This is a genomic window from Salinirussus salinus (genome assembly GCF_009831455.1).
In the GTDB taxonomy this organism is placed as follows: Archaea; Halobacteriota; Halobacteria; order Halobacteriales; family Haloarculaceae; genus Salinirussus; species Salinirussus salinus.
Genome location: NZ_WOWO01000003.1, coordinates 200,589 through 222,863, shown reverse-complemented (window position 1 = coordinate 222,863; position 22,275 = coordinate 200,589). Strand labels below are relative to the sequence as shown.

At 70.4% G+C, this 22,275-nt stretch carries 22 protein-coding genes; 7 read left to right on the top strand and 15 right to left on the bottom strand.

Annotation, left to right across the window (positions count from 1 at the left end):
- Positions 1-20: 20 nt before the first annotated feature.
- Together GN153_RS11035 and GN153_RS11030 are read right to left on the bottom strand one after the other, a co-directional pair.
- Entirely contained in the window at positions 21-1,133 is a 1,113-nt protein-coding gene (locus tag GN153_RS11035) for an SMP-30/gluconolactonase/LRE family protein (RefSeq protein ID WP_159902698.1), read from the bottom strand.
- Positions 1,134-1,176: 43 nt separating this feature from the next.
- Complete coding sequence (locus GN153_RS11030) at positions 1,177-1,662, bottom strand: GIY-YIG nuclease family protein (RefSeq protein ID WP_159902696.1); 486 nt, start codon at positions 1,660-1,662, stop codon at positions 1,177-1,179.
- Positions 1,663-1,717: 55 nt separating this feature from the next.
- Between GN153_RS11030 and GN153_RS11025 the strand changes: the two genes are divergently transcribed.
- Entirely contained in the window at positions 1,718-2,077 is a 360-nt protein-coding gene (locus GN153_RS11025; protein ID WP_159902694.1) for a universal stress protein, read from the top strand.
- Between the two features lie 44 nt (positions 2,078-2,121).
- Positions 2,122-3,639: a hypothetical protein gene (locus GN153_RS11020; RefSeq protein WP_159902692.1), complete on the top strand. Its 1,518-nt coding sequence runs from the start codon at positions 2,122-2,124 to the stop codon at positions 3,637-3,639.
- Positions 3,640-3,664: 25 nt separating this feature from the next.
- On the opposite strand, the gene GN153_RS11015 is transcribed toward GN153_RS11020, so the two are convergent.
- Positions 3,665-4,132 (bottom strand): SLOG cluster 4 domain-containing protein, encoded by a 468-nt coding sequence (locus GN153_RS11015; protein ID WP_159902690.1) that lies wholly within the window; start codon positions 4,130-4,132, stop codon positions 3,665-3,667.
- Positions 4,133-4,206: 74 nt separating this feature from the next.
- On the opposite strand from GN153_RS11015, the gene GN153_RS11010 reads away from it, so the two are divergent.
- On the top strand, positions 4,207-5,505 hold the full coding sequence (locus GN153_RS11010; protein WP_159902688.1) for an acyl-CoA dehydrogenase family protein: 1,299 nt from the start codon (positions 4,207-4,209) through the stop codon (positions 5,503-5,505).
- 12 nt (positions 5,506-5,517) lie between these two features.
- Here the strand turns inward: GN153_RS11010 and phaC are convergent, their stop codons facing one another.
- The 4 genes from phaC to GN153_RS10990 are packed head-to-tail and all read right to left on the bottom strand — an operon-like array spanning position 5,518 to position 8,386.
- Positions 5,518-6,969, bottom strand: a complete 1,452-nt coding sequence (phaC, locus tag GN153_RS11005) for a class III poly(R)-hydroxyalkanoic acid synthase subunit PhaC (protein WP_159902686.1) — start codon at positions 6,967-6,969, stop codon at positions 5,518-5,520.
- Positions 6,970-6,971: 2 nt separating this feature from the next.
- The gene (locus tag GN153_RS11000) at positions 6,972-7,502 is read right to left on the bottom strand and encodes a poly(R)-hydroxyalkanoic acid synthase subunit PhaE (protein WP_159902684.1); all 531 of its coding nucleotides are present in this window, start codon (positions 7,500-7,502) and stop codon (positions 6,972-6,974) included.
- Between the two features lie 37 nt (positions 7,503-7,539).
- Positions 7,540-8,088 (bottom strand): hypothetical protein, encoded by a 549-nt coding sequence (locus GN153_RS10995; protein ID WP_159902682.1) that lies wholly within the window; start codon positions 8,086-8,088, stop codon positions 7,540-7,542.
- 1 nt (position 8,089) lies between these two features.
- The gene (locus GN153_RS10990) at positions 8,090-8,386 is read right to left on the bottom strand and encodes an AbrB/MazE/SpoVT family DNA-binding domain-containing protein (protein ID WP_159902680.1); all 297 of its coding nucleotides are present in this window, start codon (positions 8,384-8,386) and stop codon (positions 8,090-8,092) included.
- A 239-nt stretch (positions 8,387-8,625) separates the two neighbouring features.
- Between GN153_RS10990 and GN153_RS10985 the strand changes: the two genes are divergently transcribed.
- Positions 8,626-9,243 carry a MaoC family dehydratase gene (locus GN153_RS10985; protein ID WP_159902678.1) on the top strand — a complete coding sequence of 206 codons (618 nt, stop codon included), beginning with the start codon at positions 8,626-8,628 and terminating at the stop codon, positions 9,241-9,243.
- Here the strand turns inward: GN153_RS10985 and GN153_RS10980 are convergent.
- The 3 genes from GN153_RS10980 to GN153_RS10970 are packed head-to-tail and all read right to left on the bottom strand — an operon-like array spanning position 9,240 to position 13,466.
- The gene (locus GN153_RS10980; RefSeq protein ID WP_159902676.1) at positions 9,240-10,544 is read right to left on the bottom strand and encodes an oxidoreductase; all 1,305 of its coding nucleotides are present in this window, start codon (positions 10,542-10,544) and stop codon (positions 9,240-9,242) included. The genes GN153_RS10985 and GN153_RS10980 overlap by 4 nt on opposite strands.
- Before the next feature lie 16 nt (positions 10,545-10,560).
- Complete coding sequence (cgi121, locus tag GN153_RS10975) at positions 10,561-11,049, bottom strand: KEOPS complex subunit Cgi121 (protein ID WP_159902674.1); 489 nt, start codon at positions 11,047-11,049, stop codon at positions 10,561-10,563.
- Positions 11,049-13,466, bottom strand: coding sequence for an ATP-dependent DNA helicase (locus tag GN153_RS10970; RefSeq protein ID WP_159902672.1), 2,418 nt, complete (start codon positions 13,464-13,466; stop codon positions 11,049-11,051). Before GN153_RS10970 ends, cgi121 begins: the two co-directional genes overlap by 1 nt.
- A 460-nt stretch (positions 13,467-13,926) precedes the next feature.
- Between GN153_RS10970 and GN153_RS10965 the strand changes: the two genes are divergently transcribed.
- Positions 13,927-14,172, top strand: a complete 246-nt coding sequence (locus GN153_RS10965; RefSeq protein WP_159902670.1) for a ferredoxin — start codon at positions 13,927-13,929, stop codon at positions 14,170-14,172.
- Positions 14,173-14,182: 10 nt separating this feature from the next.
- Here GN153_RS10965 and GN153_RS10960 read toward each other — a convergent pair whose 3' ends face one another.
- The 4 genes from GN153_RS10960 to hisB form a co-directional block, all read right to left on the bottom strand.
- Entirely contained in the window at positions 14,183-14,554 is a 372-nt protein-coding gene (locus GN153_RS10960) for a 2Fe-2S iron-sulfur cluster binding domain-containing protein (RefSeq protein ID WP_159902668.1), read from the bottom strand.
- Entirely contained in the window at positions 14,551-15,054 is a 504-nt protein-coding gene (locus tag GN153_RS10955; protein ID WP_159902667.1) for an amino acid-binding protein, read from the bottom strand. Before GN153_RS10955 ends, GN153_RS10960 begins: the two co-directional genes overlap by 4 nt.
- A gap of 44 nt (positions 15,055-15,098) precedes the next feature.
- On the bottom strand, positions 15,099-15,566 hold the full coding sequence (locus GN153_RS10950; RefSeq protein WP_159902666.1) for a pyridoxamine 5'-phosphate oxidase family protein: 468 nt from the start codon (positions 15,564-15,566) through the stop codon (positions 15,099-15,101).
- Positions 15,567-15,628: 62 nt separating this feature from the next.
- On the bottom strand, positions 15,629-16,213 hold the full coding sequence (gene hisB / locus GN153_RS10945; protein ID WP_159902665.1) for an imidazoleglycerol-phosphate dehydratase HisB: 585 nt from the start codon (positions 16,211-16,213) through the stop codon (positions 15,629-15,631).
- A 430-nt stretch (positions 16,214-16,643) separates the two neighbouring features.
- On the opposite strand from hisB, the gene GN153_RS10940 reads away from it, so the two are divergent.
- Both GN153_RS10940 and hisD read left to right on the top strand, forming a co-directional pair.
- On the top strand, positions 16,644-18,326 hold the full coding sequence (locus GN153_RS10940; RefSeq protein WP_159902664.1) for an acyl-CoA carboxylase subunit beta: 1,683 nt from the start codon (positions 16,644-16,646) through the stop codon (positions 18,324-18,326).
- 306 nt (positions 18,327-18,632) lie between these two features.
- Entirely contained in the window at positions 18,633-19,958 is a 1,326-nt protein-coding gene (hisD, locus tag GN153_RS10935) for a histidinol dehydrogenase (protein ID WP_159902663.1), read from the top strand.
- Positions 19,959-19,997: 39 nt separating this feature from the next.
- Here hisD and GN153_RS10930 read toward each other — a convergent pair whose 3' ends face one another.
- Entirely contained in the window at positions 19,998-22,118 is a 2,121-nt protein-coding gene (locus GN153_RS10930) for a PAS domain S-box protein (protein WP_201287877.1), read from the bottom strand.
- Positions 22,119-22,275 lie beyond the last annotated feature (157 nt).

Genomic DNA, 22,275 nt, shown 5'->3' with positions numbered 1-22,275 from the left:
CGACCGACCGCGGCCAGCTACTAGTCGTTTTCGGGGGCCGTGGGCGGATACTGCCACCCCGGCCGGGCGCGGACGAGCCGGTCGTTCCAGAGGCTCCCGAGGTAAAGGCTCCCCTCGTGTGGGGTCGCGGACGTGACGCCGAAGACCGCCCCGGTGGGGTCGTGGTGGCTGTCGACGATTGCCCCCTCCTCGTTCAGCCGGAGGAGCAGGCCGTAGTCCTCGCCGTTCACCTCCGCGAGGACGCGCTCGGGGAGCTTGCCGAGCTGGCGGACCAGCCGGGGGTGGCGGTGGAGTTCGTCGAGCGTCGCGTCCCGCGGTGCGGGGACCGCGACCCAGTACCCCTCGCCGTCGGCGACCCGGTCGACGTTGTCGGGGTAGCCCGGGAGGTTCGTCGCGAAGGGCTCGACGTCGCCGGCGCGGTCCCCGCGGTGGTAGTAGCGGGTCACCCGATACCGGGAAGTCTCGGTGACCAGCAGCGACTCCCCGTCGGGTCCCGGGGCGACGCCGTTGGCGAAGCCCAGCCCCTCCAGCTCGACTGTCACCTCGCCGTCGCGGTAGGCCAGCAGCCGGCCGGTGTCGCGCAGCTCGAAGAGTTCGTGCTGGAACAGCTCGTGGACGGTCGCGTCGGTGAAGTAGACCGCGTCGTCGGTCACGTGGAGGTCGTCGGCGTATGCGATGGGTCGCCCCCCGGCCCGCTCGGCGAGCGTCTCGACGCTCCCGTCGGGGGAGACCGACACGAGCCCCGCCGACTCCGCACAGACGAGCAGGTCGTCGCCGTCGAAAGCCAGCCCGAGCGGCCGCCCGCCGGGCTCCGCGAACGGTTCGACGGCGAGGCCGGTGTCGTCGGGCCCGACCGGCTCGACCGTCCGGTAGACGGTGCCGTCGGCCCCGCCGGTGTAGAGTCGCCCCTCGTCGTCGAAGGCGGCGTCCTCGGGACCCTCGACCTCGACGACGGTCCCGGCGCCGGTCAGGCTGTCGTTGGGGGCGAGCGCGCCGGTCATCGTGGGCGGTTTCGGTGGGTCCCAGGCAACGGGGTCGAGCGACGAGTCGGCCGAGGCGGCCGCCGCGGCGACCGCCGCACCGACGACCAGTCCGCCGGTCGCGAGCGGATGTCTGCGGACGAATCCGAGCATACCCGCGGTTGGGCCGGCGGTCGTACAACGCTGTCGGTTGGTATCAGTTCCCGTTCGCCGCCTTCGCGTCGCGCCCGTCCGCCCGGGCGCGTCTGTAGGCGCGCTCGACGTCGGCGAGCAGCCGCTCGCGTTCGGCCCGGAAGAGGAGATGGGAGTCACAGCCACAGTCCGAACAGCCGAAGTCGGGGACCCGCTCGCCGGAGAGCACTCCAGCGACGGCACACTCGACGTCGGTGCCCGCCGAGGCGACGACCCCGTCAAGCGAGGCGGCGGGGTGGCCGAGCAGGTAGTCGATATGCCAGTGGCGGGCCCCGTGCTCCCCGGCAGCGAGTTCGCGGTGGCGCCGGACCCGCGAGAATCCCCCCGGGCCCAGCGCGCTCCCGACGTAGGCGTACCATCCAGCGGCGAAGTCGACGGCGCCGAGCGCGCCGACCTCGACGGTCGCCGGCTCCCCGAGTTCGACGAGCAGGGTGTAGGTACCCCCTGCGGTGTCGTCGCTCACGGCCGCCGTCAGGGCCGGAGCCGGCATAGACGTTCGGATGGCGGGGCGAAAGAGCGAGGGTCGCAGGGTTCCAAGCGACACCATGACTACAGTCGTCGGGACGGCATCGGTCCACACGACGGCGGCGGCCTGTGACTACCTCGCCGGCACCGTCGAGGAAGTCGTGGTCGTGACGGCCATCGAGGAGGGGACGGCCGAGCGGGACGCCGGCGACGCGGCCAACGTCGCCCGGACCCGCCTGCCCGGGGCGGCCGTCGAGACCGCCCGGCGGGAAGGCGAGCCCGCGGCAGTCATCAGGGAGGTGGCCGAGGAGCACGACGCCGACCGGGTGGTCGTGGGCACCAGACAGGGCGACCCCGAGCGGGCCGGCGAGCCGCCGGGGTCGACCGTGCGGGCGCTGCTGGCCGAGGCCGCGTGGCCCGTGGTCGTCGTCCCGGTCTGAGCTGTGCCGCGACATTCAAACCGCTGGGCACGGAAGGGGCGAGCATGTCAGCCTCGGAGCTGGCCGCGGCGGTACGCGAGGCGCTGGCCGTCGACCGCGATACGTTCCGGGAGGCGGCCCTGGCGGAGGCCGAGGAGCTGAAAAGCGAGGTACGCGAGGGGACCTTCGACAACACCCAGGCGCTGGTGGGGCTGGAACTCGAGCTGTACGGTGTCGACGCGGGGACCGACGGCCTGCGCCGGATGTCCCGCCAGCTGCTGGGGCTGATCGGCTTCGAGAAGGAACTCGGCCTGCACAACGCGGAGATGCAGACCAGCCCCCAGCCGCTGACCGAGTACGGCCTGCTGGGCCAGCTGAAGGAGCTGCAGGCCCACGTCGCGCCGGCCCAGGAGCGGGCCAACGCTGACGACCTCCGGCTGGTCGCCGACGGGATGTGGACAGTCCCGCCGGTCGGCGAGACCGCCACGGAGTATCTGACCGACTCCGTCGAGCAGGACGGCGTGATGATCGGGACGAACATGAGCGACGCCGTCCGCTACCACGCGATGGCCAACACCGGCTACCCCTCCCGGTGTGCACTCGATGCCCCCCACGTCTCCCTGCAGGCCGAGACGGTGATGCCCGAGAGCCTGATCACCTCGATCCAGCCCCACTACCAGGTGCCCCACGCCCCGGACCTGCCCCGCTACTTCCGGTACGCCCTGCGGGTCGCGGGCCCGCTGCTCGCGCTGGGGGTCAACAGCCCCTTTTTCCCGCCGGACCTGTACGACGACGTCGCCGGCGAGCGGGTCGTCGCCGACGCCCACATGGAGAACCGCGTGGGCGTCTTCGAGTCGGTGCTCAACCCCCCCGAGGGCGACGCCGCGGAACCGAAGGTGTGTTTTCCGCCCGATTTCGAGACCGTCGAGGAGGCCATCGACGACATCGCGACCGACAGCTGCATCGTCCCGATGGACGTGCCCGACGGCAACCGCTTCGACGACCGGTTTCGCCACCTCCGGCACAAACACGGCAGCTACTGGCGGTGGGTCCGTCCGGTCTTCGACGGCGGCTCGCGCTCGTCGGCCAACGCCCGCATCGAGTTCCGTCCGCTGCCCGCCCAGCCGACGCTGCGTGACTGCGTGGCCTTCGAGGCGGTCTTCGCCGGGCTGATGGAGAGTCTCACCCGGCGACAACACCCCGTCCGGCGACTGGACTGGGAGACCGCCCGCGAGAACTTCTACGCCGCCTGCCGTGACGGCCTGCAGGCCGACATGACCTGGGTCACCGCCGACGGCGCCGAGACGACCGCCATCGACGAGGTCTGTGGCGAACTGCTCGAGTACGCCCGGGACGGGCTCGAGACCCGCGGGCTCGAAACCGAGGAGGCCCGCCAGTACATCCGCCCACTCCGCGAGCGGCTGGACCGGCGGACCACCCCCGCCCGCTGGAAACACGAGCACGTCCGCGGCAGCGTCGCTGCGGGCGCGCCGCTGGCCGAGGCCGTCTGGGGGATGCAGGCCGAGTATATCGACCGCCAGAGCACCACGCTCGTCGAGGGCTCCTTCGCCGACTGGCTGTAACCGGTCTCCGACCCCCTCTCCCCGTTCACCCCCCGCGGACCGCCCGCTCGACGTAGTCGACGGCCGCCTCGGGGGAGTCGACGTGCTCGACCGCCCCCGCGTCGATACCACCGCCCTCGACCCGGTGGGTACCGAGTCCGGCGACCGGCCGCCCGAAATCCAGCGCGTGACCGACCTCCGAGAGCGTCCCCGGGCCGCCGTCGACCGCGACCACGCCGTCCCCGTTCATCACCACGAGCGGGTTGCGGGCGTTGCCGATCCGGGTGGCGATGGCCGTGTCGACGTACTCGTTGGCCCCGCCCCGCCCGCCCGGGAGGATGGCGATGGCGTGGCCGCCCGTCTCCTGGACTCCGCGGCAGGCGGCCTCCATCACCCCGCCCCGGCCGCCACAGACCAGCTCGTGACCCCGTTCGCCGAGCAGGCGCCCGACTGCCCGCGCGCGCTCGTACTCCGCGTCCGTGACCGCCGACCCGCCGATGACGCTGACGCGCATACGCGGGGGTCGGGGCCGCCGGCAAAAACCCCACCGAGCGCGGGTTTATGTGCCCCTGTCACGTGGTCACAGGCATGATCGGCGCCGACACGTCACTGACGGCCGAGGAACGGACCTACCTCGAGGACTGCGTCGAGACGCTGCAGACGGAGGTCTTCACCGACGGGCTGGGACGGGAGCACTTCCAGGCGCTCGACGACAACGAGGAGTCGCGCGCGGACTGGGCGGAGTACGTCTCCCGGATGGGCGAGCGGGATTTCAACGGCGTCGCGGTCCCCGCCGACCACGGGGGCGGCGGGAAGGGCGTCGTCGAGACGGTGCTGACCGAGCAAGCGGTGGGCTACTGTGGCACCATCGTCCACGCCTGCCAGACCTCGCTCACCCAGCACATCGGGCGGACGCTGTACGACCACGGGAACGACCACCTCCACGAGCAGTACCTCGAACCGATGCTCGACGGCGAACTGGTGGTCTCACAGGCCTACACCGAACCCGGCAGCGGGACCGACCTCGCGAACCTGGAGACGACCGCCGAGAAGGCGGGCGACGAGTGGGTGATAAACGGCGAGAAGCGGTTCATCGACTTCGCGGCCTACGGCGACTTCTACTTCGTCCCCGTCCGCACCAGCGGCGCGGACGGCGACCGCGAGGGGGTCTCGCTGTTCGTCGTCGACGCCGACAGCGCGGGGGTCGACCTGCTGGAGGACCAGTCCGACTGGCACGGCTTCCGGGGGACCGGCGCCGCCTGGATGCGCTTCGACAACGTCCACGTCCCCGGCGCCAACCTCGTCGGCGAGGAGGGGGCGGCGTGGCCGTACATCACCGCAGAACTCAACCTCGAACACCTCACCGTCGCCCGCTACTGTCTGGGTGCCAGCCAGCGAGCCCTCGAGGTCGCGGCCAACTACACCATGGAGCGGGAGGTCGACGACCGACCGCTCTCGCGGCTCCAGGCGGTCAACCACGAGGTCGCCGACATGGCGACCCGCCTGGACGCGGCCTACCTGCTCAACACCCGCGCCGCACGGGTGCTGGACCGCGAGGGACTCGGTGCGGGGCGGATGGAGAGCGCGATGGCCAAGTGGTACGGCAACGACCTCGCCCACGAAATCGCCGACACCTGTATGCAGGTCGTCGGCGGGGTCGCGACCACCGACAAGTACCCCCTCGAGCGTCTCCAGCGCGACGTCCGTGTCGGGCGCTACCTCGGCGGGGCCAGCGAGGTGATGAAGAGTATCGTTCAGCACGACGCCTACGGCGAGCTCGCGGACGATTCCTTCGGGGGCAAGTACGTCGGGAACGAACTCGAGGGGCTCCCGTGGCTCGGAGGGGACGGGCGGACGGCGCCGGCCGCGAACGCGGACGACGACTGAAGCCGCAGGCAGTCAGACCTGTTCGAGCCAGTCGGCCGCGCGGGACTCGGTGGTCTCGGCGAGTTCCGCGAGTTCGGCGGCGTCGTAGTCGGCGAGGTCGCCGACCGTCTCGACGCCCGCCTCGCGGAGCCGCCCCGCGAAGGTCGGGCCGATCCCGTTGACGACCTCGACATCGGCAGCCCCGATACCGTCCTCGTCGACCCCTCCCTCGTCAGTTTCGTCGCTTCCGGCGTCCTCCGGGCTCTCGACCTCGATGTCGACGCCGTCGTCATCCTCGACATCGGCTCCGGTGTCGCTCTCGCCCTCGGCATGCTCCTCGCCCTCGGTCCCGAGGTCGGTCTCGACCATGTCGGTGTCGACCTCGGCGACCTCTTCGGGGGGCATGCGGTCGATGAACCACTGGGCGGCCTGCGGCCAGACCTCCTCGTGGGAGGCCGAGGAGACCGAGAGGCCGATGTGGCCCGTGGGGTACTCGATGGTGGTGGTGTCCGTGCTGGGGATCACGTCCAGAAACGGCTTCGAGGACTCGGAGGGGATGAGGTGGTCGTACTCGCCCATCAGCAGGAGGACGGGCATGTCGATCTTCGAGAGGTCGACGTGCTCCCCATCGAGTTCCATCTCGCCGTTGTACAGTTCGTTGTTCTGGTAGATCTTCTCGAGGAACTCGACGTAGGCCTCGCCGGCGACGTCGATCCCCTCGCCCAGCCACCGCTCCATCCGGGCGAAGTTCGCCGCGAAGTCGTCGTTGTCCATGTTGTCGTAGAAGCCGACGTACTTCGTGACGTAGTTGTCGACGGGGTCCATGACCGCGAAGCCGTCGTCGAGCATCTCCGCCGGGACGTTCCCCAGCGCGTCGGTGACATCGCTGGGGTCGTAGTAGTTGGCACTGCCCCAGTCTTCCAGCACCCCCCCGGTCTCGTCGAAGCAGAGGCCGGCGGCCATCAGCCCGAGATTCCTGACCTTCTCGGGGTACAGCGTGGTGTAGATCGCCATCATCGTCCCGCCCATGCAGTAGCCGAGGATGTTGATGCTGTCCTGGCCCGAGCGCTCGCGGACGACGTCGACACAGTTGTCGATGTAGCGGTTGATGTAATCCGAGAGGGTGAGGTGCTGGTCGAGCCGGGAGGGTTCGTTCCAGTCGACGAGATAGACGTCGTGGCCGGCCTCGAGCAGCCGGCGGACGACGCTTCGGTCTGGCTGCAAGTCCAGAATGAACGGCTTGTTGATCAGCGCGTAGGTGATGAGGATCGGAACCCCGTGTTGCTCGTCGGTCTGGGGCTCGTAGTGCAGCAGTTCGAGCTTGTTCTCCTCGTAGACCACCTCGGAGGGGGTCGTGCCGACCTCGATGGTCGCGATCTCCGAGAGCCGTTTCGGCAGCAGCTGACTCCGCTCGACGGCGTCGCCGGCCGCCTCGAGGGCTTCGGTCTGTGCGTCCAGCGCCGCGCTGAACAGGTTGTACGCCATGGCTACAGCTCCTCGAGGATCCGGTCGAGTTTCTTCTCGACGGCGTGCTGGCGCCGCTCGAGCTCGACCAGCCGCTCGCCGACCTCCTCGACGTCGTCGCGGGTGGCCAGCCCCGCCTGGGCCAGCGCGTCCTGGGTCGCCTCGTCGACGTCCCCGCGCATCTCCATCATCGACTCGACGAGCTGGCCGTTGGCCGCGGCGAAGGCCTCAGTCGAGAGCACTTCCTTGAACGCCTCGTTGGCCGACTGCAGCCAGATGTCCCGGAACTCCTCCGGGGCGACGTCCTCGCCCTCGGCGATGGCGGCGCTCCGGTCGGCCATCCGCTCGGCGGCGTCCATCCACACCTCGTAGGCGCGGTTGTACCCCTCGATGCCGTCGGCCACGACGTCCTCGTCGGGCACCGACCCCTCGACGGCCTCGGCCCACGACTCCACGAAGTCGGCCTGGGCGGCCATGTTCTGCTCGATCGACTCCGCGACCGCGTCGTTCATCTGCTCCATCATCTCGGTCCACTGCTCCTGTTGGTCGTTCATGGTCTGATAATATGTCCGGGTGTGGGAAAACGCTATCTCAGGCCTCGGCGGCTGCCGTGGCCTGGCTCTGCATCTCGCGGAGCTGTTCCTGCATCTCCTCGACGTCGTCCTGGAGCTTCTCGACCTGCGTGCCGAACCGGTCGGCGGCCTCGACGGACTGGGCCTCGAGTTCCTCGTGGGCCTCCACCAGGACCGAGACCTGCTCGTCGAGCGCGTCGAGGGCCCCGTCGACGTACTCGTCGGTGGCGTCGAGGCCGTTCTCGTACTCCGAGACGGCGCTGTCGAAGGCCTCGGCGTGGTTCTCCAGCAGCAGGTCGTAGCCCTCGTCGACAGTCCCGCGGAGCTCCGCGACGGCCTCTTCCATGCCGGGGAGGCCGGCCTCCACCGCGTCGAGGGTGTTGTGGGCGGCCTGCCGCGAGAGTTCGACCGTCCGGCGCTGGGCGGTCTCCGTGGTCTCCATGCCGTCGACGACGGCTTCGGCGAGCCGCCGCTGGGTCTCGACACCGCGCTCGAGGGCGCGGTGGCTGCTTTCGATCGTCTTGCGCTGCAGTTCGAACGTCGTCGTCACTGGGTTCGTGTAGTTCATGTTACTCCCTGTTGCGTTTGACTGGGATCACGACGGTCTGGACGATATCGCCCTCTTCGATGTCCAGCGCCTCGCGCTCGGCGTCGGGGATGCTGATGCGGCCGCCGCTCTGGACCCGCGTTTTGAACGTCGCGGTGTTGGTCATCGCGCCGAGGTCGTTCATGTCGACCCCGCCCGACATCCCCGCGAACATCCGCTTGAACAGCTCCTGCTGTTGCTCGACAGCCTGCTCTCCGGTCTCCTGAAACATCTCGAACATCGTCGGCGGCCACACCGGCCCGTCGCTATCCTCGGTCATCGGGCTGAGAGACGGGCCGTTGACAGATAAGCTTTACTTTGCATACCATCAGAAACCATCCAATACCGTCAAGTGGCTTGAGCGCGTACGGCCGGACAGAGTACCGATGGAGCAGCTGACTCTCGCCGGCCGGTGGCCAGTTGACCCGCCAGAATCCCCGGAGAACGGAGCCGTATCGCGGTTCATGTCTGATAACGACCCGCACAATTTAAGACGGGGTGCCGACAAGGGTGTTGGCGATGAGTTCTAAACAGACCGGCGCCACGCTGCTGGACACGTGGACGGAGACGTCCTCGTACGTGTTCGACAGCGTCATCGCCGCGAACCGGGCGGCCTTTGCGGCCTTCGGCGTCGAGCCGTCCGGCGACGAGGACGAGGAAGACGACGACGCCGGGGCGTCGACGGAGTCGGTCGAGGCCGCCGAAGACCTCGACAGCTGGGACGTGAGTCTGGCAGCGGAGGATGCCAACGACCTCGCCGTCGGCGACCGCTTCGAGTTCACGAAGACGATCTCCGAGGCGGACGTCGCCAGCTTCGCCGCTGCCAGCGGCGACACGAACCCGCTCCACCTCGACGACGAGTTCGCCGAGGAGACCCGGTTCCGGGGCCGGATCGCCCACGGCACCCTGGTCGGCGGCCTCATCAGCGCCGCGCTCGCGCGCGTGCCCGGACTGGTGATCTACCTCTCCCAGGACCTGGAGTTCCACAGCCCCGTCCGGATCGGCGACCGCGTCACCGCCGAGTGCGAGATCGTCGAGGACCTGGGCAACGACCAGTTCCGGCTCACTACCCGCGTCACGAACGGTGACGAAATCGCCATCGACGGCGAGGCCGTCATCATGGTCGACGACGCCTAATCCTTTCCTTCGTAGGCACCGTCGCGTTCGAGCCGACCACGCTCGCGGACGACCGCAGCCGTCCGACACCGGCCGGGCTCGCCGGTCACCTGCGGAACTGTGCAGTTGTTGCAACTCTCACACAGCGCCCGCTGCTCCCCGCCGTCGCCCTCCCGACCCCCACCACCGAGCAGTCGTGCCCCCAGCCGCGGCTCCGCGTAGAAGGGTCGACCCATCCCGGTCAGTTCGCAGGCCTCGCCGAGCAGGGACTCACACTGCCCTCGACCGCGGAGTCCACCCTCACAGAGCACGGGCACGTCCACCGCCTCGCGGACTTCCCGGCAGAAGCGGGCGTTCCATCCCGGCTCCGGCGGGTTCCGGTGTGCGTCCAGCCAGGTGAGCGCCTGCACCGTCCGCGCGCGCAGCCGGCCGCCGAAGGCCGCCGCGTAGTCGTCCTGCAGCCCCTCGGCGGCCCACGCCTGCGACGGATACCGCCCGCGGACGACGCTCGTGTCCCAGTAGACCGACACCTCCACCGGAACGACCGCGTCGAAACCCGCATCGGCGAGCCGGCGGGCGATGCGCCGCCCGTCCCGGCGGGACAGTGACCGCCCGACGAACGGCGGCGCGCGGGTCTCGGCCGGTACTTTGGTCACCAGCGGGACCGGCCCCGCCTGCGAGCGGACCGCGTCCCGCACTGCGAGGAGGAACTCGACGCCGTCGCCAAAGCGGTCCTCGCGGCGATTATAATGTGGGGAGAGGAACTGCTGGACGATCCCCATGTTCGCCCCCGAGAGGTGGACCCCGTCGTAGCCGGCGTCGGCGGCGTAACCCGCCGCCCGGCCGAAGGCCTCCGCGAGTTCCTCGACCTCCCGCGTCGAGAGCACGTCCGGCTTGAGGTCGACCAATCCTGTCCGGTCCGCCAGCCGGAGCTGCCAGGGCGGGCGCGAAACCGCCGGCTGCGGGCCGGCGTCGTGCTCGGCGTGCCACAGCCCCAGGCTCCGGATCCCGCCGTGGCCGAGCTGGATGAAGATCCGGCTGCCGTGGTCGTGTATCCGGTCGGTCAGCCGCTCGCAGCGCGCGACGAACTCGGGGTCGTGCACGCGGGTCATGTTCGGCGCGGCACAGCCACCCTCCGGCGTGACGATGCTTGCCCCCTGGAATATCAGGCCGACGCCCGAGGCGGCGGTCGGCTCCAGTTCCCGAATCAGCTGGTCGACCGCGCCGGGACCGTTGCCCGCACACTCAAGCAGCGGCGCGCGGTAGAGCCTGTTCGGCACCGTGACGCCTCCGATGTCGACGGGGTCGGTCAGCGCCGGCATCAGTCGCGCACCCCTCTCATCTGTTCACGACCAGCAGCGCCACTCGCTCCAGGACGACGTCGGCGAGGTCGCCCTCGGTGGCGGCCAGTTCGTCCTCGCTCACGCCGAAGAAGTCCCGGACGCGACCGGGGTCGTACGTCCCGAGCGTCTCCGCGGGCGCCAGCCACTCCCGGAGCGCGGCGGCCGCGCTCTCCTCGTCACCGCCGACGGCGACCGCGACCACGGGACACTCCCCTTCCGAGACGCCCATCTCCAGGGCGTCGGTGATCTGACGGCGGCCGGCAGCGTACAGGAGTATCTCGACGGCGGGGTCGTCGGCGACGGCCTCGCCGCGGTCGCGGGCCCGCCCGGCGAGCGCGACCGCCCGCTCGATGTGTTCGCGCCCGACGACGTAGCGGGCGTCGAAGGCCTGGACCGTCGACCCGTGCTCCTCGCCGACCGCCGCGAGCTCCTCGACGAAGGCGTCGACGTCCGCGACCGTCGCCTCCCCCTCGACGACCTCCATCAGAAGTCACCCAGGCTCGACTGGTCCTCGCCCGTCTCGTTCGCGTCGCGTCCGCTCCCGTCGCCCGTCTCGATACCCTCGAGGGAAACGCTCCCGTCAGGCTCTACACCGTCCATCGATGGGTCGCGGTGGCCGGCGTTCTCCAGGACGGTCTCGGCGGTCCGCCGGCGGCCACGGAGCGCCGCCAGGACGGTCGCCTTCTCGGCGTCCCGGAGGTCGGCTCGGCTCTCGATGCCCGCGTCGAACAGCCGGCGGGCACGCTTGCGGCCGACGCCGCGCACGCCCGCGAGGTCGACCAGCTCCGCCCGGACGCCGTGCTCGACCCGGGTCCGGGCCTCGCGGATGGCCGGCACGACCTCGAGCCCCTCCGAACCCGCCAGCGACTCGGCGGCCCCGAGCAGCCACTCCGCGGTCTCGACTTTCCCGCGGATGTCGCCGGGCCCCACGTCGTAGCGCTCGGTGATGGTGTCCTCGTCGACCTCGCCCGCCCAGTCCTCCAGCAGCCGGGCGGTCTTCAGCGCCGACAGCCAGTCCTCGAACTCCGCGGCGAACTCCGAGGGCGGCCGGCCCAGCAGCTCCTCCTCTCGCTCGGCGGCGAGCACGCTGTACTCCTCCTCGTCGCCCGACCGCAGGTAGAGTTCGTACATGTCGGGCGTGCGCGCGACGAGGTGGTACAGTCCAAGCGCCGAGACTTCCTCCGGGTCGACACCGGCGTCGCCGGCGCCCGCCCCGGCCGTCGGCTCGGCGCCGCCGGCCGTCCCGTCCCGGAGGTCACTCGCAGACTGGAAGGCGCCCTCGGCTGTCGGCTCCCCGTCCGTCTCCGTCGCGGCACCGGCACCGGCGCCGGACTCGCGGCCGGCCGCGCGCAGCCCGTCGAGGATCTCCGCGGCACTCATCGGGTCGAGGTAGAGCCGCGAGACGGTGTGGCCGAGGTCGGTCGCACTCAGTTCGCCGCCCTCGCGGTCGAGGAAGCCGTTCCGCTCCAGGTAGGTCAGGACGCGGTCGACGACCTCCGCGAGCCGGCCGCGCTCGGCGGTCTGGGTCGCGTAGAGCGTCCCCTCGAGGAAGTCGAGCAGCCCCTCCCGCGACCGGGCGAAGCCGGAGGCGACGGTCGCGAGGATGTGGGTCCGGAGGGCGGGCTCGGCGGCCAGCTTCGACTCGACGGGCTCGGGGTCGGCCCAGACGTAGCGCTCGAACAGCTCGTCGAGTTCGTCGTGGCTCTTGGCCGTGAGGACGGCCTCGCCGTACGGATCGCGCCCGGGGCGGCCGGCCCGCCCCATCATCTGGTGGACCTCCAGCACCGACAGGGGCTTCATCCCGCCGGCGGTACCGTCGTAGCGGCGCCAGTCCCGGACGACGACGCGCCGCGAGGGGGTGTTGACGCCCGCGGCCAGCGTCGGCGTGGCACAGACCACCTTGACCAGCCGGTCCCGGAAGGCCTCCTCGACCAGTGAGCGGTGGGTTCTTGCGAGCCCGGCGTGGTGAAAAGCCGCGCCGGACTCGACGGCGTCGGCCAGGTCGTCGCTGGTATCGGTGTCGCTGACCTCGCGGATATCGCTGGCGACCTCCGCCAGCCGCTCCCGTTCCTCGCTGTCGAGGAAGTCCGCTGTCGTCGATGCCAGCCGCCTGGCCGCCGCCTCGGCGTTGTTCCGGGAGTTGACGAACACCAGCGAGGAGCCGTCCTCCCCGAGCGTGTCGCGGACGACCCCCGCGGTCTGGTCCTCGCTGTTCCGCACTGCGACCCGCTTCTGGCTGCCGTCCTCAAGGTGGAGCGCGTCGCCGTAGTGCACTCCCTTTTTGAGTTCGATGGGACGCCAGTCCGAATCCACGAGCGAGGCATCGAGCCAGGTGGCGAGTTCGTCGGCGTTGCCGATGGTCGCCGAGAGCGCCACCGTCTGCAGGCCGGGGTTGATCTGGCGGAGTTTGGCGAGCGTGACTTCCAGCGTGGGTCCGCGCTCGCCGTCGTCGACGAGGTGGACCTCGTCGGACACCACACAGGAGAGGTCGTCCAGCCAGGGGGCGTCGTTGCGCACCAGCGAGTCGACCTTCTCGCTGGTGGCGACGATGATGTCCTTCCCCGCCAGCCACCCGCCCTCGGACTCGTAGTTCCCGGTGGAGACCCCCACGTCCAGCCCGTACTCCTCGAAGGCCTCGAACTCCCCGCGTTTCTCGCTGGCCAGCGCGCGCAACGGAACGATGTACAGGGCCTTCCCGCCGCGCTCGACGCTCGCGAGCATCGCCAGCGTGGCGACCAGCGTCTTCCCGCTGGCGGTCGGGACGGCGGCGACGAGGTTCTCGCCGCGCGTGACGCCGGCCTCGACGGCTTCGGCCTGTGGCGGGTACAGCGACTCGACGCCCTCCCCGCGGAGGTGGTCGGGGAGCCACTCCGGGACCGCCGGGATCTCCGCAACGTCCATTGGCGGTCCCTGGGGCGTCACCGGATTTAAACCCCCGCTCGCGGGTCGAGGTCAGCCTGTTCTCCTTCGTGTAGCGGATACCGGACTCTTCTCTGGCGCGCGCTGTCGCGGCCACGTGTCGCGACGATACTGTGCGAGGGATGAGCACCGCAGGAGCGAGCATCGCGAGCGACGAGGAGCGCAGTCGGCTGGGGGGGTGTGTGGCGTGCGTTGCGCGAGCGAAGCGAGCGCAACGGGGCAGCGAGCGGCGAAGCCGCGAGCACGGGTGGGACTGAAAGGGGCGAGGCGTTGCGGGAAGCACGCCGACGAAAGCACTGGACAGAGCGAACGCGGTGAGCGATGGAAGCGCGCAGCGAGGCGCGCGACCGCAACGCCTCGGGGCTTTCTATCCCTGCGAGACAATGACTCCCCGAACACCAGCGCCGCCAACACCATTACCCTCGCCGCCTCACACACAGCCATGCACGTCGAGTTCGACCGCGACACCTGTATCGGGATGTTCCAGTGCACCGCCGAGTGGGACGCCTTCGAGCGCGACGAGGACGACGGCAAGGCGGACCTGGTCGACAGCGAGGAGCGCGAGGAGGACATCTTCGTCCGCGAGGTCCCCGAGGGCGCCGAACTGGACGCGAAGTTCGCCGCCCGGACCTGCCCGGTCGACGCCATCGCTCTCTACGACGACGACGGCGAGCAACTGATCCCCTGACCGCAGCCGCTCATTTCTGGCTCCCGCCGGTCTCCCGCCCGCCCCAGACCAGTTTCTCGGGGACCTCGACCCGCATGTCGTCGGTCACGCGTATCTGACAGGAGAGCCGTGGGTAGCCGAAACGCGCCGCGAGGTCGTCGTGCCAGTGGTCGGGGACGGGCGCGTCCTCGACCCGGACCCCGCAGGTGGCACAGAGCCCGCGTCCGCCGCAGTTGAGCCGCCGACCCGCCCGGCTGTGCGGGGTCAGGTCCGCCGCGAACAGGGCGTCCCGGAGGACCGCTCCGTGGGGAACGGAGAGCCGCGTCTTCCCCTCCGGATGGGCGACGGTAACGGTGTGGGTGTCGTCTGGCGGGTCCCCGGACCCGCCCGCGTCGCGGCTCATTCGAGTTCGATCCGCCGGACGAACTCCAGTCCCTGGAGTTCGGTGATCAGGTCACCGGGAAGCGGCGCGTCGGTGATGACGTACAGCCGGGGCTCGTCGGTGAACTCGGGGTCCTCGCTGAGCACCTGCCGGACCGGGATCTCGCGGTCGGCGATCCGGCCGGTGACGGCGGCGACGATCCCGGACTCCTCGGCGTCCCGGACCGCCACCGTCAGTACGGTCATGTCGAGCACCGGCGCCAGGTCCATCAGGCTCGGGACCGCGGAGATGTTCCGGAAGATGGGGCGGAGTTCGTCGTCCGCGAGGATGGCGTCGGTGGTGGCGTTGACCACCCGCCGGTCGACGCCGGCCTCGCGGGCGATCCCCGTGTTCGGGATCTCGATCCCCCCCGAGACCACCCGCCCCTCCTCGTTGACGGAGAAGCCCCGCTCCAAAAGCAGCCGGATGACGCGCTGCTGGCTCGGGGAATCCGAGAACTTCTCCATGATCTCCTCGAACATACCACGACGTCGCCGGGCCAGGGGTATATGCCCGGCGGAGGATGTCACCGGTCCGGCCGGACCTCCATTCCGGTGACCCGGTCGGGCTCCAGCGCCCACCCCTGGACCCCACTGACTTCCTCGGCGGCGTCGAACGCCGGCGAGAACCAGTCGCTCCCCCCGAGGGCCGCGATGAGCGTCCCCCACCCCTCGCCGTCGCGGTCGACCGCCCGGACGGTCCCGGTGACGGCGACCGACCCCCAGTCGAACCTGGCGTTGACCCGGGTCGCGAGCAGGCGCGCCGGCTGGCCGTCACCGATGAACGCGAACTTCCTGTCGTCCGGACTCCGTCGCACCAGCAGGAAGTAGACCGCCTCGCCGTCGTAGCCGAAGGAGACGGGAATACTGTACGGCCGGTCGCCGTCGGCCAGCGCGAGGACGCCCCACCCGGCCGTCCGCAGCAGGTCGGCGGCGTCCGCGTCGGCCATCGCAGTCCCCGTCCAGGGGCCGAACGGGTCCGAGTTGTCTGGCATGTCTTGACATGACACCCCCGCGCTTTTCAATCCGGATGGCCGCTCCCAGCATGTGAGAACGCCTACAGCTCGCCTTTCGTGCTCGGAGCGTCCCCGCGGCGCTCGTCTATCCGGGTGGCGTCGTCCAGCGCCCGCGCCGTCGCCTTGAACAGCGCCTCGACCTCGTGGTGGGCGTTCTCCCCCCGGATCTCGGCGTGCAGGGTCAGCCCCGCGTTCGTCGCCAGCGAGCGCAGGAAGTGCCGGGCCATGTAGCTGGTCATCTTGCCGACCGACGCCTGGGAGAACTCGCCCTCGAAGGCAAAATAGGGGCGGCCGGAGACGTCGAGCACGACCTCGGCGCGGGCCTCGTCCATCGGGACCTGCCGGTCGGCAAAGCGGGCGATGCCGCGCTTGTCGCCCAGCGCCTCCGCGAGGGCCTCCCCGAGGGTGATGCCGACGTCCTCGACGGTGTGGTGGTCGTCGACCGCGAGGTCGCCGTCACACCGGACGGTCAGGTCGAAGAGGCCGTGAGTCCCGAAGGAATCGAGCATGTGGTCGAAAAAGCCCACGCCGGTCTCGACGGTCGTCTCGCCCTCGCCGTCGAGGTCGAGGGTCACCTCGACCTCGGTCTCGGCGGTCTCCCGCGCGACCGCGGCCGTTCGGTCCATACCTCCGGTGTGTGGGTCCCGCTATTTGGCGGTTGCGGGTGAAATTGGGGTGGTGCTTGGTTTCGCCGGTCAGGACTCGGGACAGAATGAAAGCCCCGAGGCGTTCGACTCGGGAGGCTCGCTGTGCTCCTCGCTCGCTTCGCTCACTGCGGTGCTTGCGTCGCCTTCCTTCGTCGAACGCCTCGCCCCTTTCAGACCCACCCGACACCACTCACCTCCCCAGCCGATTCGCTCACCCGGTCGCTTCGCTCCCGCGTTCGCTCATCCCTCGCACGGCGGCTGTCGCGCGAGAACACGCGCGACAGCGCGCGCCCGATGGTGAAGCCGGTCATCCACGCCGGTGGGACTGCCACGTTATTCCGGCCTCGGTCGACCGCTGCCGGTAGTGACGCCGAAGTGTTTTCGGGAGTCGCCGTCGAAGGCCCGGGAGATGGACCTGAGAGTCGACGGGGAGACCACCGCGGAGGAGGCAGAGAGCCTCGCCCGGGCCGTCGCCGAGTACGTCGACGCCGACGTCGACGAGGTCGCCGTCTACGGCGAGCACGGCGAGGAGCCCATCGCCGTCGTGGAGGTGCTCGGCCCGACCCACCGGGAGCGCCGGCTCCACGAGGAGATCGCCGAGATCATCGAGGGCGGCCCCGAGAAGTACAAGGAACGGCTGGCCGACCAGGGGAAGCTGTTCGTCCGCGACCGGATCGACCTCTGGTTCGGCGAGGTCACCTTCGAGGACGGTCGCTTCGCGGAGTTCGACGCCGACGACCGGCTACCCGCGGACGGACTGATCACCGGCGCGGCGAGCTTCGAGGGCCGGGACCTGCATTTCATGGCCAACGACTTCACCGTCAAAGCCGGCTCGATGGCCGAGAAGGGCGTCGAGAAGTTCCTCCGGATGCAACAGCGCGCGCTCAAGACCGGCCGGCCGGTGCTCTATCTGATGGACTCCTCCGGGGGGCGGATCGACCAGCAGACCGGCTTCTTCGCCAACCGCGAGGGGATCGGGAAGTACTACTACAACCACTCGATGCTCTCCGGCCGGGTCCCACAGGTCTGCGTCCTGTATGGCCCCTGCATCGCGGGCGCCGCGTACACCCCCGTCTTCGCCGACTTCACCGTGATGGTCCGCGGGATGTCCGCGATGGCGATCGCCTCCCCCCGGATGGTCGAGATGGTCACCGGCGAGGAGATCAGCCTCGAAGACCTCGGCGGGCCCGACGTGCACGCCCGCCACTCCGGCAGCGCCGACCTCGTGGCCGACGACGAGGACCACGCCCGCGAGCTGGTCGCCCAGCTGATAGGCTACCTGCCCGACAACGCCGACGAGCGCCCGCCCCGCCGCGATGGGAAAGCGCCCGCCCGCTCGCCCCGGGGCATCGACAGCGTCATTCCGGAGGGGCCGCGCCGGGGCTACGACATGCACCGGCTGGTCGAGCGGGTCGTCGACGCCGACTCCTTCCTGGAGCTCCAGCCGGAGTACGGCCCGGAGATCATCACCGGCTACGGCCGGGTCGACGGCCGGCCGGTGGGCGTGGTCGCCAACCAGCCCGCCCAGCGGGCCGGCGCCATCTTCCCCGACGCCGCCGAGAAGGCCGCCCAGTTCATCTGGAAGTCCGACGCGTTCAACATCCCCATCCTCTATCTCTGTGACACACCCGGCTTCATGGCCGGTTCGCAGGTCGAGAAGGAGGGGATTCTGGAGCAGGGCAAACGCTTCATCTACGCCACCTCCTCGGCGACGGTCCCCCAGCAGACCGTCGTCGTCCGGAAGGCCTACGGCGCGGGCATCTACGCGATGGGCGGACCGGCCTACGACCCCGAGAGCGTCATCGGTCTCCCCTCCGGCGAGATCGCGATCATGGGTCCCGAGGCAGCCATCCGGGCGGTCTACGCCAACGAACTCGACGCCATCGAGGACGAAGACGAGCGCGCGGCCCGCGAGCAGGAGCTGCGCGAGGAGTTCCGCGAGGACATCGACGTCCGCCGGATGGCGAGCGAGGTTGTCATCGACGAGGTCGTCCCGCCCTCCGAACTCCGGGCGGAACTGGAGGCTCGCTTCGCCTTCTACGAGGACGTCGAGAAGGAGCTACCGGAGAAGAAACACGGCACGGTGCTGTGAGTGGTGCCGTATTCGGGGAGAGCCCGAACCAGGCCTCCGGAGAGCATGAAGCCCCTGGTGGTCCCTCTTGGATCCCGCCCGGCCTGGCCAGCATCGGGCGCGCGCTGTCGCGGCTCCGGCCGCGACGAGCGCCGTGCGAGGTCCTCGGGAACGGCGAGGTCGTTCGAAAGACCGCGTAGCGGCCTCGGCGACAGCGAGCCGCGCGAGTGGGGCACGCGGAGGCGTTCCGAGTCCTGTAAGCCGGTTTGCCCACCCACAGAGCGAGCCGCGGTGACGTTTTGTCCCTCGGACGGGAACGGGTGTGGTATGGAGTACCTCAAATCGGCGGCCGACGCCTCACTGGAGATCCCCCAGGACGTGACGGAGTCGGTCAGGGAGATCGTCGACACCGTGCGCGCGGACGGCGACGCGGGCGTGCGGGAGCTGACCCGGCGGTTCGACGACGTCGAGCGCGAGGAGTTGCGCGTCTCGGAGGAGGAAATCGAGGCCGCCGCCGAAGAGCTGACCGAGGCGGAGCGCCGGACCATCGACAACACCATTCGAAATGTCCGCGAGTTCCACGAGGAGCAGTTCGCCCACCTGGAGGGGTTCGAGGAGGAGGTCGAGGACGGGGTCAGGCTGGGGACGCGGCTGGTCCCCGTCGAGCGCGCCGGGGTGTACGTCCCGGGCGGCCGGAAGCCACTGGTGGCGGCGCCGGCGATGACCATCGTCCCCGCGGTCATCGCGGGCGTGGACACCGTCGTCGCCTGCGCGCCCCCGCAGGCCGACGGGTCGGTCCAGCCCGCACAGCTGTACGCGATGGACCGAGCCGGCGCCGACGAAGTCTACGTCGCCGGCGGCGCACAGGCCATTGCGGCGATGGCCTACGGGACCGGGACCGTCCCCGGCGTCGACAAGGTCACCGGGCCGGGCAACGTCTTCGTCATCGAGGCCAAGCGCCAGGTCTACGGCCACGTCGGGATCGACTTTCTGGCTGGTCCCACCGAGGTCCTGATCATCGCCGACGGCTCCGCCGACCCCGAGCTGGTGGCGACGGACCTGCTCGCCCAGGCCGAACACGACCCGCGCTCGCGGGCGGCGCTCGTCTCGACCGACCGCGAGACGGCGGCGGCCGCGATGGAGGAACTCGGGAATCAGCTCCCAGACCTCCGCACCGAGGACGTCGCCCGCGAGGCCTGGCGCGAGAACGGGGAGGTGGTCGTCGTCGAGGGCCGCGACGAGGCCGCGGCGGTCGCCAACGACTGGGCGCCCGAGCACCTCCAGGTGATGGCCGACGAGCCCCGCGCGCTGATGGACGGGTTGCACAACTACGGGTCGCTATTTCTGGGGCATCACGCGCCGGTGGTCTTCGGGGACAAGGCCGTCGGCACCAACCACACACTCCCGACCCTGGAGGTCGCCCGCTACAGCGGCGGGGTCAACGTCAGCACCTATCTGAAGGTGCTGACCCACCAGGAGCTGACTGCGGGGGGTGCCGACGGCGTCGCGCCCTGGGCGGCCAAGGTCTGCGAGCTGGAGGGAACCCACGCCCACCAGATATCCGCCGAGAAGCGCATCGTCTCGGAGGCGGGCCGGGCCCTGGCCCGCGAGCTGGAACTCGATCCCGGCGGCGGTGTCGACCTCTCGGAGTAACTGCCCGCGGGAGAACCGTCCCGTCCCGGGGCGCTCGCCTCAGGCGACCTCGACGCCGGTGACCTCGAAGCGCGCGCCGCCGTCGGCGCTCTCGGTCACGGTGACCGTCCAGCCGTGGGCCAGGGCGACCTCGCGGACGATCGCCAGCCCGAGTCCGGTCCCGTCCTCCCGGGTCGAGTAGCCGCTCTGGAAGACCCGCTCGCGTGCCTCGAGCGGGACGCCGGGGCCGTCGTCGGCGACGTAGAACCCGTCGGGGAGGTCGCCGACCCGCACCGTCACGCCGTCGCCGCCGTGCTCGACGGCGTTCCGGAAGAGGTTCTCGAGAAGCTGCTGGAGCCGGATGGAGTCGGCTCTGACCACCCGACCGGTGTCGGTAATGAGCGTCGCCCGCGCCGTGTCGACGGTCCGCCAGCAGCCCTCGACGGCCCGACGGAGGTCGACCGGTTCGGTCCCCTCGACGGCGCCGTCCTCGCGTGCGAGCGTCAGGAGGTCGTCGACCAGCGCCTCCATCCGGTCGAGCGCGTGGACGACCGCGTCGAGGTGGACGCTGTCGGAGCCGTCCCGCGCCAGTTTGGCCCGGCCCTGTGCCACGTTGAGCGGGTTCCGGAGGTCGTGAGAGACCACGCTCGCCAGCTCCTCGAGGCGCTCGTTCTGGCGCTCCAGCCTCCGCTCGCGTTCCCTGGACTCGGTGACCTCCCGGGCGACGCCGACGACCCCCTCGGTCTCCCCCTCGACCGTCAGCGGCACGAGGCGGTAGGAGAGGGTCTCGGTCCCGCGTCCCAGAAACTCGCTCGTCACCCGGCCGCGGAACTGCTCGCGCTCGCCGGCGAGCAGCTCCGCATAGGGGTCACCGTCACTCTCCTCGCGAACCGCCGGAATGAGGTCGCTTTTCCGGCCACGGAGTGCCTCGCGCGTCGTTTCATAAAAGTCCGCCAGGTACTCGTTGACGACCACGAACCGGCCCTCCTCGTCGTAGATACAGGCAGCCTCCTGCATCGCGTTGACCATCCGCTCGTACCGGCGCAGGTCGCGCTCGCGGTCCCTGTGCTCGGTGATGTCGCGAACGACGCCGACCGTCCCACGGAACTCCCCGTCAGCCGAGGGGAGGAGGGCGAGGTGGTTCTCGACGACGACCTCCTCGCCCTCGGCGGTGACGTTCTCGAGCTCCCAGGTGACGCTCTGGCGGTCCTCGTCGGCGAGCAGCTCGCGGATGAGGTCGCTGCCGCGCTCGAAGGCCGGGTCGGGAATGATCAGCGAGGCGTGTTCCCCGAGCAGCTCCTCGCGCTCGTAGCCGAAGGTCTCGACGAGGGCGTCGTTGACGTACGTGTAGTACCCGTCGGCGTCGAGCACGTAGACCGGGTCGCCCATGGCCTCGGTCAGCCGTCGGTACCGGGTGAGCTCCTGTTCGCGCTCCTCGCGGCCCGAGACGTCCCGGACGGTGCAGACGAGTTCGCCGGCCTCGGTGGCCGACAGCACGTGGTCTTCGGGGAAGGTCGTGCCGTCGGCCCGGAGCCCGGTCGTCCGGCCGTGCCAGCGCCCCTCATCGCGGGCGGTCGGGACCACCTCCTCGCGGGCAAAGCCAACCTCGTCGTCCGGGTAGACCAGCTCCCAGTGCTCGCCGACGAGCTCCCCCGGCTCGTAGCCGTAGAGTGCGGCGTAGGTCTCGTTGACGTAGGTGAAGTGGCCGTCGGCGTCGAGGATGGCGATCCCCTCCTGGGCGGCCTCGATGGCCTCGAGCTGGCGACGGCGGGTCCGCTCGGCGCGGGCCCGGCCGACCGCGTTGACGACCCGGTTCGCCAGCAGCGCGTACTGGTCGGTCCCGCCGTCCTTCTGGAGGTAGTCGGTGACGCCCGCGGAGATGGCCTCGCCCGCGACCTCCTCGCTCCCCTTCCCGGTGAACAGGATGAACGGCAGGTCGGGGTACTCCTCGCGGACGGTCTCGAGGAACTCGATGCCGTTCTGGCCGGGCATGTCGTAGTCCGAGACGACGCAGTCGACCGTCCCGTCGGCGAGCACCTCGAGCCCCTCGGCGGCGCTGGTCGCGGTCTCGACGACCAGCGACGCCCGCTGGCGCTCCAGGATGTCGGCCGCCAGGTCGGCGAAGGCGGGGTCGTCGTCCACGTGGAGCACGCGGGTCTCCGGGTGGGCCGACGTGGCCATTGTCGCAGTATCGCGGATCGGTGGCATAACCGTTTGGGCCGGAGTATCAATCCTGGAACTGTCGGACAGGCGGCGTGTGCCCGGCCGGACGACTGCTGGACGGCAGTCCGACCGGCTCGGAGCCAGCGCCGCTCCCCGGATCCAGAACTGGGAAAGG

What these genes read in the sequence shown, in the direction of transcription:
- GN153_RS11035 (WP_159902698.1), bottom strand. Translation starts at nt 1,133, where the DNA reads ATGCTCGGATTCGTCCGCAGACATCCGCTCGCGACCGGCGGACTGGTC.
- GN153_RS11030 (WP_159902696.1), bottom strand. Translation starts at nt 1,662, where the DNA reads ATGCCGGCTCCGGCCCTGACGGCGGCCGTGAGCGACGACACCGCAGGG.
- GN153_RS11025 (WP_159902694.1), top strand. Translation starts at nt 1,718, where the DNA reads ATGACTACAGTCGTCGGGACGGCATCGGTCCACACGACGGCGGCGGCC.
- GN153_RS11020 (WP_159902692.1), top strand. Translation starts at nt 2,122, where the DNA reads ATGTCAGCCTCGGAGCTGGCCGCGGCGGTACGCGAGGCGCTGGCCGTC.
- GN153_RS11015 (WP_159902690.1), bottom strand. Translation starts at nt 4,132, where the DNA reads ATGCGCGTCAGCGTCATCGGCGGGTCGGCGGTCACGGACGCGGAGTAC.
- GN153_RS11010 (WP_159902688.1), top strand. Translation starts at nt 4,207, where the DNA reads ATGATCGGCGCCGACACGTCACTGACGGCCGAGGAACGGACCTACCTC.
- phaC (WP_159902686.1), bottom strand. Translation starts at nt 6,969, where the DNA reads ATGGCGTACAACCTGTTCAGCGCGGCGCTGGACGCACAGACCGAAGCC.
- GN153_RS11000 (WP_159902684.1), bottom strand. Translation starts at nt 7,502, where the DNA reads ATGAACGACCAACAGGAGCAGTGGACCGAGATGATGGAGCAGATGAAC.
- GN153_RS10995 (WP_159902682.1), bottom strand. Translation starts at nt 8,088, where the DNA reads ATGAACTACACGAACCCAGTGACGACGACGTTCGAACTGCAGCGCAAG.
- GN153_RS10990 (WP_159902680.1), bottom strand. Translation starts at nt 8,386, where the DNA reads ATGACCGAGGATAGCGACGGGCCGGTGTGGCCGCCGACGATGTTCGAG.
- GN153_RS10985 (WP_159902678.1), top strand. Translation starts at nt 8,626, where the DNA reads ATGAGTTCTAAACAGACCGGCGCCACGCTGCTGGACACGTGGACGGAG.
- GN153_RS10980 (WP_159902676.1), bottom strand. Translation starts at nt 10,544, where the DNA reads ATGCCGGCGCTGACCGACCCCGTCGACATCGGAGGCGTCACGGTGCCG.
- cgi121 (WP_159902674.1), bottom strand. Translation starts at nt 11,049, where the DNA reads ATGGAGGTCGTCGAGGGGGAGGCGACGGTCGCGGACGTCGACGCCTTC.
- GN153_RS10970 (WP_159902672.1), bottom strand. Translation starts at nt 13,466, where the DNA reads ATGGACGTTGCGGAGATCCCGGCGGTCCCGGAGTGGCTCCCCGACCAC.
- GN153_RS10965 (WP_159902670.1), top strand. Translation starts at nt 13,927, where the DNA reads ATGCACGTCGAGTTCGACCGCGACACCTGTATCGGGATGTTCCAGTGC.
- GN153_RS10960 (WP_159902668.1), bottom strand. Translation starts at nt 14,554, where the DNA reads ATGAGCCGCGACGCGGGCGGGTCCGGGGACCCGCCAGACGACACCCAC.
- GN153_RS10955 (WP_159902667.1), bottom strand. Translation starts at nt 15,054, where the DNA reads ATGTTCGAGGAGATCATGGAGAAGTTCTCGGATTCCCCGAGCCAGCAG.
- GN153_RS10950 (WP_159902666.1), bottom strand. Translation starts at nt 15,566, where the DNA reads ATGCCAGACAACTCGGACCCGTTCGGCCCCTGGACGGGGACTGCGATG.
- hisB (WP_159902665.1), bottom strand. Translation starts at nt 16,213, where the DNA reads ATGGACCGAACGGCCGCGGTCGCGCGGGAGACCGCCGAGACCGAGGTC.
- GN153_RS10940 (WP_159902664.1), top strand. Translation starts at nt 16,644, where the DNA reads ATGGACCTGAGAGTCGACGGGGAGACCACCGCGGAGGAGGCAGAGAGC.
- hisD (WP_159902663.1), top strand. Translation starts at nt 18,633, where the DNA reads ATGGAGTACCTCAAATCGGCGGCCGACGCCTCACTGGAGATCCCCCAG.
- GN153_RS10930 (WP_201287877.1), bottom strand. Translation starts at nt 22,118, where the DNA reads ATGGCCACGTCGGCCCACCCGGAGACCCGCGTGCTCCACGTGGACGAC.